This is a genomic window from Pedobacter nutrimenti (genome assembly GCF_003208655.1).
GTDB classification, from domain to species: Bacteria; Bacteroidota; Bacteroidia; order Sphingobacteriales; family Sphingobacteriaceae; genus Pedobacter; species Pedobacter nutrimenti.
Genome location: NZ_QKLU01000007.1, coordinates 314,147 through 326,613, shown reverse-complemented (window position 1 = coordinate 326,613; position 12,467 = coordinate 314,147). Strand labels below are relative to the sequence as shown.

General features: G+C 37.9%; 12 protein-coding genes. 6 read left to right on the top strand and 6 right to left on the bottom strand.

Annotated elements, in window-relative coordinates:
- Positions 1-87: 87 nt before the first annotated feature.
- Positions 88-309, bottom strand: coding sequence for a PspC domain-containing protein (locus B0O44_RS25245; protein ID WP_110833776.1), 222 nt, complete (start codon positions 307-309; stop codon positions 88-90).
- Positions 310-462: 153 nt separating this feature from the next.
- Positions 463-1,293 (bottom strand): orotidine-5'-phosphate decarboxylase, encoded by an 831-nt coding sequence (pyrF, locus tag B0O44_RS19495; RefSeq protein WP_110833775.1) that lies wholly within the window; start codon positions 1,291-1,293, stop codon positions 463-465.
- Positions 1,294-1,560: 267 nt separating this feature from the next.
- Between pyrF and rho the strand changes: the two genes are divergently transcribed.
- Together rho and pssA are read left to right on the top strand one after the other, a co-directional pair.
- Positions 1,561-3,255: a transcription termination factor Rho gene (rho, locus tag B0O44_RS19490; RefSeq protein WP_110833774.1), complete on the top strand. Its 1,695-nt coding sequence runs from the start codon at positions 1,561-1,563 to the stop codon at positions 3,253-3,255.
- Positions 3,256-3,362: 107 nt separating this feature from the next.
- Positions 3,363-4,043 carry a CDP-diacylglycerol--serine O-phosphatidyltransferase gene (pssA, locus tag B0O44_RS19485; protein ID WP_110833773.1) on the top strand — a complete coding sequence of 227 codons (681 nt, stop codon included), beginning with the start codon at positions 3,363-3,365 and terminating at the stop codon, positions 4,041-4,043.
- Between the two features lie 18 nt (positions 4,044-4,061).
- Here the strand turns inward: pssA and B0O44_RS19480 are convergent, their stop codons facing one another.
- Complete coding sequence (locus tag B0O44_RS19480) at positions 4,062-4,439, bottom strand: Hpt domain-containing protein (protein ID WP_110833772.1); 378 nt, start codon at positions 4,437-4,439, stop codon at positions 4,062-4,064.
- 18 nt (positions 4,440-4,457) lie between these two features.
- Positions 4,458-4,952, bottom strand: a complete 495-nt coding sequence (gene folK / locus B0O44_RS19475) for a 2-amino-4-hydroxy-6-hydroxymethyldihydropteridine diphosphokinase (protein ID WP_110833771.1) — start codon at positions 4,950-4,952, stop codon at positions 4,458-4,460.
- Between the two features lie 112 nt (positions 4,953-5,064).
- Between folK and sppA the strand changes: the two genes are divergently transcribed.
- The 4 genes from sppA to B0O44_RS19455 all read left to right on the top strand — a co-directional run bounded on the left by sppA (position 5,065) and on the right by B0O44_RS19455 (position 10,217).
- Positions 5,065-6,831, top strand: a complete 1,767-nt coding sequence (gene sppA, locus B0O44_RS19470) for a signal peptide peptidase SppA (RefSeq protein ID WP_110833770.1) — start codon at positions 5,065-5,067, stop codon at positions 6,829-6,831.
- 129 nt (positions 6,832-6,960) lie between these two features.
- Positions 6,961-8,652, top strand: a complete 1,692-nt coding sequence (locus B0O44_RS19465) for a DNA polymerase/3'-5' exonuclease PolX (protein ID WP_110833769.1) — start codon at positions 6,961-6,963, stop codon at positions 8,650-8,652.
- 98 nt (positions 8,653-8,750) lie between these two features.
- The gene (locus tag B0O44_RS19460) at positions 8,751-9,650 is read left to right on the top strand and encodes a glycosyltransferase family 9 protein (protein WP_245943729.1); all 900 of its coding nucleotides are present in this window, start codon (positions 8,751-8,753) and stop codon (positions 9,648-9,650) included.
- Positions 9,651-9,713: 63 nt separating this feature from the next.
- Positions 9,714-10,217, top strand: coding sequence for a SixA phosphatase family protein (locus B0O44_RS19455; RefSeq protein ID WP_110833767.1), 504 nt, complete (start codon positions 9,714-9,716; stop codon positions 10,215-10,217).
- A 42-nt stretch (positions 10,218-10,259) separates the two neighbouring features.
- On the opposite strand, the gene B0O44_RS19450 is transcribed toward B0O44_RS19455, so the two are convergent.
- Both B0O44_RS19450 and clpX read right to left on the bottom strand, forming a co-directional pair.
- Positions 10,260-11,123 (bottom strand): AMP nucleosidase, encoded by an 864-nt coding sequence (locus B0O44_RS19450; protein WP_211321415.1) that lies wholly within the window; start codon positions 11,121-11,123, stop codon positions 10,260-10,262.
- 105 nt (positions 11,124-11,228) lie between these two features.
- A complete protein-coding gene (gene clpX / locus B0O44_RS19445) occupies positions 11,229-12,467 on the bottom strand; it encodes an ATP-dependent Clp protease ATP-binding subunit ClpX (RefSeq protein ID WP_110833766.1) in 1,239 nt (412 codons plus the stop codon).

Sequence of the window (12,467 nt, the reverse complement as noted above, 5' to 3'; positions counted from 1 at the left end):
AACAAATATAAAACATATAGTTATATGTGCCGTGATTGCAGCATTTCAATAACCGATATATTTCATCTTGTCTTTTTAATTGGGTTGTTAAATATCCCAGATGCTCAATCTGATTTTTTTGATATAATGCCTTACATCTAAAACCAATGCAGCAAGTATATAAAATACGATGGGAAAGCCTACCGCCAAAAAAGAAGAATAAATAAAAAACAGCCGGATTTTACTTATCGACATATTTAACTTATCAGCCAGATAAGTACATACACCAAAACTTCGTTTTTCAAAAAAGGTAACTATTCGTTGAAACATCTTTTTCTAGTATTTTTTATTACGTTTAACAATTTAAACATTTTTTTTGATTACAACAGAATATAAACATATGTATTTGATCTGTTTATACCTAAACGCACCAAAATCGTTAAATCGTATTTATTTCTAAATCCAAAACAAGTCTACCATGGATCAAATTAGTCCCTTGTTTTTCAGAATATGTTCCATCTCTTTCTGGAGTTTCAGTGCTTCTTCCCGCGCCTTTTCTGCAAAATCAAGTCCTTTCGATGCATAAATAATTCCTCTGGAAGAGTTAACCAGTAATCCGCACTGCGTATTCAGTCCATATTCACATACTTCGGCTAGTGAGCCTCCCTGGGCACCTACTCCGGGAACCAGCAAAAAATTATCTGGGGCCAGTTTCCGAATATGCTCAAATTCCTTTCCTCTGGTTGCCCCAACAACATACATTAACTGGTCATTATCTGCCCATTGAGCGGAAACCCTGATTACCTCTTCATACAATTTCCCTGAACTCCCTTCCAGGGTTTGAAAATCTTCATGCGAAGGATTGGAAGTCAGGGCCAAAAGAATAACCCATTTGTCTTTGTATTGTAAAAAAGGACCCACTGAATCTTTACCCATATATGGAGCAACTGTTACGGCATCAAAACTCATCTCTGACTTCTCCAAATTAAAAAAAGCATCCGCATACATCGCTGAAGTATTTCCAATATCCCCTCTTTTTGCATCTGCTATAGTAAAAACATCTTCTGGAATATATTTCCAGGTATCTATTAAACTCTGCCATCCTTTAATTCCCCGGGCCTCATAAAAAGCAGTGTTAGGCTTATACGCAACGCATAAATCCTTAGTTGCATCTATAATTTGTTTATTAAATTCCAGGACCGGGTCCTTATATTTCAGCAGGTGCTCAGGAACTTGCTCCAGTACAGTATCCAATCCTACACATAGAAAAGATTTCTTCTTTTTTATTTCTTCAAAAAGTTGCGTTGCATTCATTTGGCCATATTTTACTGCAAATATGTCAATTTTAAACAGGTAATATAACTTGTATTTTTAAACATTCCGGCAAATTTATTTTTAACATTTTACATTTTTTCTTGGAGATTAATTTTCAAATACATACAATTGCAACATAATTCTCTAAAAGTTATCTGATCATTCCAGAAAATCTCAACGTTTTGTTTCAAAATAATACTTACAGTTGCATTTTTTGCGTTGCTCACTTGATAATACTTTTAATAAAAAATTCTCTACAACTACATAATGTTTAATAAAACAGAATTAAATGAAAAACTCACTGCTGAATTGCGTGAGCTGGCAAAAGCTCAGGGTATTCTAAATGCTGATGAGTTGCGTAAAGCCGAACTGGTTGAAATCATGGCCCAGATCACCGCGCAGGAAGGGTTGCCTATTTCAGCAGACACAGAAACTGAAACCGTATCAGAAAAAGTTGCCAAACCAAAATTATCCAAAGCAAATCCAGGGAATTCAATTGAAAAACCTGCAAGAAAACGTACACGCATCTCAAAAGACGAAAAAGAACCTGTTCTGAATAAAGTTACTTTGTTTGATACACCTTCAGCAGAGCCAATAGAGGACCTTCCTGAAGTTCCTTCAGAAGAAATCAGCAATGAACAGCCTATTGCAAAACCGGTTGCAAATCCGCAGGAGGGAAATAAAAAAAATGCAGATACAATTATATCCACTCCTGCCCAGAACAATCCGGAGCAAAAAAGAACTAAACCTGTAAGAGAAGACAACAGGCAAAAAAATCAAAACAACAACAACAATAATAATAACAACAATAAACAACAGGTAGAGAACAGCTATTCCAACCTTGATTTTGACAATACGATCACGAATGAAGGTGTTCTGGAAATCATGCCTGATGGTTATGGTTTTTTAAGATCAGCCGATTATAATTATCTCTCCTCACCCGACGATATTTATGTGTCCCAATCACAGATTAAACTTTTTGGTCTGAAAACCGGAGATACTGTTAAAGGAAGTATACGTCCCCCAAAAGAAGGTGAAAAATACTTTCCACTGGTTAGGGTAGAAACCATCAATGGCCGTTTACCTGCTGATGTCAGAGACCGTGTTCCTTTCGATTACCTGACTCCGCTGTTTCCAACAGAAAGATTGAATCTTTTTACAGATACAAATAATTATTCAACAAGGATTATTGATCTTTTTACCCCAATAGGAAAAGGTCAAAGGGGCTTAATTGTTGCACAACCAAAAACGGGTAAAACCAATCTCCTGAAAGAGGTAGCCAATGCAATAGCCAACAATCACCCCGAGGTTTATCTGATTATTCTTTTAATTGATGAAAGACCTGAAGAGGTTACTGATATGGCCAGAAGTGTAAGGGCCGAAGTCATTGCTTCTACATTTGATGAGCCTGCCGAGAGACATGTTAAAATTGCAAATATTGTTTTAGATAAGGCCAAACGACTGGTAGAATGCGGACACGATGTTGTCATCCTCCTGGATTCTATAACAAGACTGGCAAGAGCTTATAATACAACAGCTCCTGCTTCCGGTAAAATTCTATCCGGTGGTGTAGATGCAAATGCGCTTCACAAACCTAAACGTTTCTTCGGTGCTGCCCGTAATATAGAAAGAGGGGGTTCATTAACTATTTTAGCTACTGCCCTTACCGATACCGGATCTAAAATGGATGAGGTAATCTTTGAAGAATTTAAAGGTACTGGTAATATGGAACTGCAATTGGATCGTAAACTTTCCAATAAACGTATTTTCCCTGCAATTGATATTACCGCTTCCAGTACCAGAAGAGATGATCTTTTACATGACAGGGATACCTTGCAACGTGTTTGGATCTTGAGAAATCACTTAGCTGACATGAATGCTCAGGAAGCAATGGAATTTGTACAAGCCCAAATAAAAGGCACCAAGTCAAATGAGGAATTCCTGATCTCTATGAACAGTTAATCTTTAATTTAAAATAAAAATAACTTCCGTATAACGTACATAAGTTCAGAGGCTGCAATAGAGCCAGGCTTATGTACGTTTAACTATAATAAGCCATAAACAGTTCCATGAAAAAACACCTTCCTAATGCATTAACATGCGCCAACCTCTTGTCTGGATGTGTCGGAATTGTTTTTGCTTTTAAAGGGGATTTTAACATTACTGCCTACGCAGTTTTAATATCAGGAATATTTGATTTTTTTGATGGATTTTCAGCACGCCTGCTAAACGTAAAATCTACCATAGGAAAAGAACTTGATTCATTGGCTGATATGGTAAGTTTTGGTTTTTTACCAGGGGTTGTGATGTTCCAGTTGCTGGCACAAAGCGATTATTCCGCTCCTTATCTGCCTTATATAGGTTTTCTGATTACTATATTTTCTGCCCTAAGACTTGCTAAATTTAACATTGACACCAGACAGACAGAGGATTTTATTGGACTAAATACACCAATGAATACACTTTTTATCGTCTCCCTGCCTTTTATTCATCAAGACCACCCGGAGCTGATTGGCTCCACCCTTGTCTTGATTGGATTGACCATGATCATGAGTTGGCTGCTGATCAGCGAAATAAAAATATTCTCCCTTAAATTTTCCACTTTAAACTGGAAAGACAATAAGATCAAATTTATCTTTTTAATCTTATCTGCACTGCTGATTATTTGTCTAAAATTTGCAGCAATACCTTTTGTACTGATTATATATATACTTTCCTCTATCCTGCACTTCAGGCGCAGTCCAATCTGATTTCCTTTAGAACTAACTTTATAGCTCTTTTTCCAGATTAGCTTTTGCCTGGTCCAGTTGATGGTAAAGTACCTCAACTAAATTTTTCACCTCTTCAAACGCCGATGGGATCCGGTCCAGATCTTTCAGGTCACGAGCATTGTGTTCCATTGCCTGCATATGGTCCTTCGCATCATTTCTGCCAACATAGGTAAATGTTGGCTTAATTTTATGTGCAAAACCAGACACTTTAACCCAGTCCTGCTGCTTCACAGCCTGTTCCAGGTCAGCCATATATAACGGTGTCTGCTGTTTAAACATATCGATCATCTCAATAATAAATTCAGCACTATCTCCAGACATCTCTCTTAAATAAGACAGGTCAAGGGGTAAATTATTTTTTTCTACATCGATCATTAAACAAAACTAATAAAATTATACCTTCAATACTGCTAAATCATCACTCAAACTTTCTAAAATTTCTGTTATAGTTTTCCGCAAAACGGGATGCTGTGTTTGCGGAGCAATTTCAGCGAGGGGAACCAATACAAATTTCCGAAGATGCATATCAGGATGGGGAATCTGCAGCTTCTCTCCCATATCAATGATTTCATTTTCATAAAAAATCACATCAATATCGATCAGACGAGCGCCCCATTTTTCAAACCTAACTCTTCCAAGTTCTTTTTCTATCGCCAAAACACCATCCAAAACTTCCAAGGCTGTCTGTGTAGTTTCAACTGCAAGAGCGACATTTAAAAATCCTGGCTGGTCCTGTTTTCCCCATGCAGCAGTCTCATATAGGGAAGATTCCAATTTAACCTTGCCAACCCGCAAACCAATCAAATCAATGGCCTCCCGGATCAAAACTTCTCTTTCACCTAAATTACTTCCCAGTAACAAATAAACTATTTTAGCATCTAAATTCATATCAGGCGTCAATTAACTAACATCAAAGTTATGAAACATCTTCGAGCTTATTAATTTTTAAACCGAAGCTCAGAGAGGATTCCTATATTTACATATATATTATTAATACTACATGAAAGATTTTTTTAAGTATGTTTTTGCTACGGTTGTTGGATTTGTACTTTCCATGTTCCTGATTTGCATATTTTTTATTGTCCTTATTACGGCTGTCATCTCTTCTGTTGCAGAGGACAAAACTGTTCTTATTAATAGCAACAGTGTCCTGTATCTGAATCTGGATCAAAATATCCGGGAGCGTACGCCTAATAAACGTTTTGAAAATCTGCCAATTATTGGTTCGAGTGATAAAAGTATTGGCTTTTCCGATTTGGTCAGGGCAATTAAAAAGGCAAAAACAGACCCTAATATTAAATGTATCTATTTAAGCACCTCTTCTCCCTCTGCTGGTAAAGCTACATTAAAGGAAATCAGAGATGCTTTGATTGATTTCAAATCCAGTAAAAAACAAATTATTGCCTATAGCGAGGTTTATACACAGGATGCTTATTACGTTGCTTCTGCAGCAGATAAAGTGTACCTCAACCCACAGGGCGCTTTGGAATTTAAAGGATTCAGCTCTGAGTTGATGTTTTTTAAAGGTGCCCTGGAAAAGCTTGGAGTAGAAGCACAAATTATCAGGGTAGGAAACTTTAAAAGTGCAGTTGAACCTTTTATCAACGATAAAATGAGTGATTATAACCGTCTGCAGGTTACAGCTTATCTTAATGGTTTATACACAACTTTTCTGGAAGGCATTTCTCAAACAAGACATGTTTCAAAAGATAGTTTGTTCAACATCGCCAATGATTATAAAATTCAAACTCCAAAAGATGCACTCAATTACAAAATGATAGATGCCCTTCGCTATAAAGACGAAGTATTGGATGAGCTTAAAACCCTTAGCGGAACTGAAAAAAACAGCAAGATAAATACAGTAAGTATCAACGATTATGCCGAGAACATCAATCAGGACCAGCCTGCAGCAAAAGCTAAGATAGCTGTGATTTATGCGAATGGTGATATCGTAGGTGGTGAAGGAAATGACGAATCCATAGGATCTGAAAGAATTTCAAGGGCTATAAGAAAAGCAAGAGAAGACAGCAGCATTAAGGCTATCGTGCTAAGGGTAAATTCAGGTGGTGGAAGCGCTCTGGCTTCAGATGTGATCTGGAGAGAAATTGTACTCAGTAAAAAGGTAAAACCGGTAATGGCTTCCTTTGGAGATGTTGCAGCTTCTGGTGGATACTATATCGGTTGTGCGGCAGATTCTATTTTTGTTCAACCCAATACCATTACCGGATCCATTGGTGTCTTTGGAATTATTCCAAATTTCCAGAATTTGCTCAACAATAAACTTGGAATCACATTTGACGGCGTAAAAACCGGAAAATATGCAGATATCATGAGTGTGAACCGTCCATTAACCCCAGGTGAACGTTTCATTATTCAAAACGATGTTAATCATGTCTATGATAGTTTTATCACCCGGGTAGCCGATGGCCGTAAGAAAACAAAAGAATACATCAATTCTATTGGAGGAGGGCATGTTTGGGTAGGAACCGATGCGGTAAAAAATGGCTTAGCTGATCGTTTGGGCAGCTTTAACGATTCAATTACCGCCGCAGGGAAAAAAGCAAAATTAAAAGAGTACCGCGTTGTAGAATACCCTGAAAAAATTGATCCTTTAAAATCGTTATTGGATAATACGACAGATAAAATCAAAGTTTACTATGCAAAACAGGAGTTTGGAGAAAACTATATGTTGTATCAGCAAATGAAAAAAGCCATTATCAATTCCGGCTTGCAGGCCCGTATGCCATTTGAGATAAAAGTTCAGTAATCTATAATTTCAAAAAAATAAGCTGAAGGGTCAATATCGATTAGGTATTGACCTTTTTCTTTTCGCCCTAAATACCTCGGGACAATTGCAGCAAAAAAAAGCAAAGCTTTTTTTTTAACTTAGCGCTTGATGGAAAACAAAACCATATCACGCAGTCTTCGTTTGCTTTCCCAACTCATGGAACTGCACAACGAAAATCCCTTTAAAATAAAATCGGTAGCGAATGCTGCTTTTAAAATAGATAAATTACCTTTTGCCATTGCAGACAAGAGCCTTGATGAAATTGAAAAAATCGACGGATTGGGTAAGAGCATTTCTGCAAAAGTAATGGAATTGCTAGGCAATGGTAGTATGGCAGAGTTAGAGACACTTCTCAACAATACTCCACCCGGGATTGTCGAGATGCTAGGCATTAAGGGCATAGGACCGAAAAAAATCACTGTAATATGGAAAGACCTGGGTATTGAAAATATTGGGGAACTCTATTATGCATGCAATGAAAACCGTTTGATTGAAGCCAAAGGTTTTGGTCTGAAAACCCAGGAAGAAATAAAAAAAGTGATTGAATTCAGGATGGCAGCGCAGGGGAAATTCTTGTATGCGCAGGCAGAAGCCCCTGTAAACAAAATTTATGCAGATCTTTCCCTATGGCTTAATGAGGTTAGTGCCGATTCGCTTTTGGGTATCGCAGGTGCTTACAGGCGATGTGTAGAAATCATCGAAGAAGTCATTTTTATCATAGGCACAGACCAGCCATTGGAAGTATTGGAAAAAATACCGGTGTTCCTGCCACTGCAATTTGAAGTTCAAACAGAGGACACTTTTCATGCCCTTAGTCCGGAAGGTTTAAATATACAATTGCTCATTGTCCAAAAAGATGATTTTTACTTTAACTGGTTTAAACAAACGGGCAACGAAATTCATGTTAAGGAAGTTCTAAGGCTGGCAGGAGAAGGTCCCTTTAAAAGTGAACTGGCCATTTATCAGAAAGCAGGTCTGGCCTTTGTGGAGCCAGAACTCCGCGAAGGTTTAGACGAAATTGAACTGGCCAAAGCAAACAAACTCCCCGAATTGATTCAATACAGTGACCTGCGGGGAAGCCTGCACAATCACTCCACCTGGAGTGATGGAGTGCATAGCCTTGAACAAATGGCTTTATTTTGTAAAGATCAATTAAACCTGGATTATTTAGGTATATGTGACCACTCCAAATCGGCCTTTTATGCCAATGGCCTCCAAGAACAACGTGTGTATGCACAACATCAGGAAATTGACCTTCTGAATCAAAAATTGGCCCCTTTTAAAATCTTTAAAGGTATTGAAAGTGATATTTTAAATGATGGTTCACTGGATTACAGTGACGAGATCTTAAAGAGCTTTGATTTTGTAGTTGCCTCTGTTCACAGTAACCTTAGAATGGAAGAGCAAAAAGCAACAAGCCGACTACTTAAAGCGATAGAAAATCCATATACAACTATTCTTGGACATCCCACTGGTCGTTTACTATTAAGCCGAAAGGGCTATCCGATTGACTACAAGAAGGTCATAGATGCTTGTGCCGCAAATAAAGTTGTGATTGAAATTAATGCCAACCCACTTCGTCTTGACCTGGATTGGAGATGGCACAGATATGCGCTCGAAAAAGGAGTATTGCTTTCCATAAATCCGGATGCTCACAGAACAGAAGGCTTTTATGACATGCGTTTTGGGGTTCTGATTGGCCGAAAAGGTGGATTAACAAAAGAACAGTGCCTTAATGCTTTTTCATTGGAAAAAATCTCCAACTATTTTAAGGATAAAAAAACAATGACAGCTCTATAAAACAGGAAACCCTTCATTTGAAAACACCATCCAAAATTCTTGTTATCAGATTCAGTTCAATGGGTGATATTATTTACACCACCCCGGTTATCAGATGTTTGAAAAAGCAACTACCAGATTGTGAGGTCCACTTCCTGACTAAGCCAGCGTTTCAATATATTTATAAAAACAACCCTTACCTAAGTGCACTACACTTACTGTCCCCTAAACTTTCAGATACAATTAGGGCCATAAAACAACAAAATTTCGATCTAATTATAGATCTCCATAACAACCTGAGAACCTCCATCATTAAAGCCTCCTTAAACATTCCATCTTCAACCTATAAAAAGGATAGAATCCGAAAATGGCTTGCTTTAAAATTCAAATGGCATAAATTAATCCCATCAGAACATTTGGTAGACAGATATATGGATACTGTGAAATTTCTGGGTATAAAAAATGACCTTCAGCCAATTGACTATTACATCTCCGGAGACTATAAACTTGAAGATTTTTTACCCCCTTCCCACCGGAATAAATTTGTGGCTTTTGTTATTGGAGCTACACATTTTACCAAAAGGCTCCCAAATGATAAAATTATTGAAATATGTAAAAACATCAAACACCCTATAGTTTTGCTGGGTGGAAGTGACGTACAGGAAAACGCTGCATTTATACAAAAGCAAACTGGCGCTCATGTTTTTAGCACCTGTGGGACGACTAATCTGGACCAATCTGTCTTTCTGGTTTCCAAAGCGTACAAAGTAATCGGTTTTGATACAGGCTTAACTCATATATCAGAAGCATTCAATAAACCCCTTGCATCCATATGGGGAGGTACTACGCCCGAGCTTCTGGGTGTACAACCTTATCAGATTTCAGAGTCACTCATTGCAGGAGTAGAGCTTTCCTGCAGACCATGTTCTAAATTTGGTTTGGAAAAGTGTCCCCTTGGCCATTTTAAATGTATGAAAAACATACCAGAGGGAATAATTGTTGATTTTATAAATGGATAAAGCCAGGTTTTATTATTTAATAACATATAAGAACCCAGCTGACAAAAGAATAAGTACAAACAGATGAAACAGTTATTTTTAATCAGACACGGAAAATCCGACTGGAAAAACAGTGATGTCTTGAGTGATTTTGACAGGCCATTAAACCATAGAGGAAATAAGGATGCTCCAAATATGGCAAGAAAAATTCTTAAAAGAGGAGTTTTGCCTCAATTGCTTGTCAGCAGCCCAGCAGTAAGGGCCATTAGTACGGCAAAACATTTTGCAGATGTATGGGACGCTCCTTTAAAGATTCAAACAGAAGCTTCCATTTATGAGGCTGGTATAGCCGAACTACTCCACGTAGTCACCAATTATAATGATGACTTTGACCGTATAGCAATGTTTGGACACAACCCAGGCTTTACAGATTTTGCAAATTACCTATGCGATGAAGACATTTACAATATTCCTACGGCCGGCATCGTGATCATTAATTTTAATACAGATCAATGGGAGGAAGTCAGTTATCATACCGGAACCATGTTGTTATTTGATTTTCCAAAAAACACAGATGACCTGTATTAAAAGTAAACCAAGAACAACATAGCCGTATGATTTTAATGGAGTTTAGAACTTCAGGTGTTTTACCGTCAATCCATTATTAATCAATTGTTTCAAAGAATCAATTCCAATTTTCAAGTGTGTCTCAACATAATTACTGGTTACATTGCTGTCACTCTCGCTTGTCTTTACACCTTCAGGGATCATTGGCTGATCAGAAACCAGTAATAAAGCCCCTGTCGGAATCTTATTGGCAAAACCTGTCGTAAAAATTGTAGCTGTTTCCATATCAACAGCCATTGCACGCAGGCTCTTCAAATATTTTTTAAAATTTTTATCATGTTCCCAAACCCTTCTGTTGGTGGTATAACATGTACCCGTCCAATAATCCCTGGAATGGTCACGTATTGTCGTAGAAATTGCCTTTTGAAGCGCAAAAGCAGGCAAGGCCGGAACTTCAGCTGGTAAATAGTCATTAGACGTTCCTTCTCCCCTTATTGCAGCAATCGGAAGTATAAGGTCACCCAACTGATTTTTCTTCTTTAAGCCTCCGCATTTACCCAAAAACAATACGGCTTTAGGCATAATGGCAGTAAGCAAGTCCATCATAGTGGCTGCAAGCGGACTTCCCATACCAAAATTGATGATCGTAATTCCATTAGCCGTCACACTTTGCATGGGTTTATCGAGTCCTACTATAGGGGCATTATCATTCCATTCTGAAAACATCTGCAAATACTTGCTAAAATTTGTCAGCAGGATATATTGACCAAATTCTTCCAATGGGCGGCCGGTATACCTGGGCAACCAGTTCCTGACGATATCTTCTTTGGATTTTAAACCTGGTTTAACCGGAGATTCTACTTCTTTTACTTTTTTCTCTTTTCCTGCAGCATCTGCTGCTTTTTTTACATCTTTTTCTTCGTTCATATATTTCTCCTTATTTATTAATTAACATTCAATTTAAAGGGTTTGTAAACCCTTTCTAAAAATAACAAGTTAAAAAAAAATCCCCGTAAAACGGGGATTAATTTCTTAAGCAGCTTTTAGCTTTTTAAAGTCCGCTTTTTCAAATTTTTCCACCGCATAACCCAGTGTAATATTAAGTTCTTTCACCCCTGGTTCGGAAGGAATATCAAACATCGCATCGAGCATAATTGCTTCACAAATCGATCTTAAACCCCTCGCTCCCAGCTTATATTCCATGGCTTTGTCTACAATAAAATCCAGGACCTCATCTTCAAAAACCAATTTTACTCCTTCAAATTCAAAAAGTTTTACATATTGACGCAACAATGAATTTTTTGGTTCAGTTAAAATATTTCTCAAAGCAGCCTTATCCAAAGGATTCAGGTGGGTCAAAACAGGTACACGTCCGATCAGTTCAGGGATCAAACCAAAAGATTTAAGATCTTGAGGAGTGATGTATTTGTATAGATTTTTAAGGTCCAGATCAACATCATCCTTTTTTACCTTATAACCTACCGCCTGTGTTCTCAACCGATTTGCAATTTTACGTTCAATCCCGTCAAATGCACCTCCACAAATAAATAAAATGTTATTTGTATTCACAGGAATCATTTTCTGATCAGGATGCTTACGTCCGCCCTGAGGAGGGACATTCACCACTGTACCTTCAAGGATCTTAAGTAGCGCTTGCTGAACACCTTCTCCGGATACATCCCTGGTAATTGAAGGATTATCGCTTTTACGTGCAACTTTATCAACCTCATCGATGTAAACAATTCCACGTTCGGCAGAAGCCACATCATAATCGGCCGCCTGCAGTAAACGGGTTAGGATACTTTCCACATCTTCACCAACATAACCTGCCTCTGTTAAAACTGTAGCATCACAAATACAAAAAGGAACATGTAATATTTTTGCAATTGTCTTTGCCAAAAGTGTTTTGCCAGTTCCGGTCTCTCCGACCAGCATAATATTTGACTTCTCAATTTCAACCTCATCCTGGTCGATTTTCTGGCTTAACCGCTTATAATGGTTATAAACCGCAACAGAAAGTACCTTTTTTGCATCATCCTGACCAATTACGTACAGATCTATGTGCTGTTTTATTTCTAAAGGCTTTAACAAGGTTATTGAAGTATCCAGGCTCTTTGATTTCTTACTGCCCAGCTCCTGTACGAGCAGTTGGTTGGCCTGAACAACACATTTGTCGCAAATAAAAGCATCAAGACCTTCTATCAGCATCAATGTATCCTGCTTGCCAGAACCACAAAAAGAGCAACGGGATTCTTTATTTTGTTTAGCCAT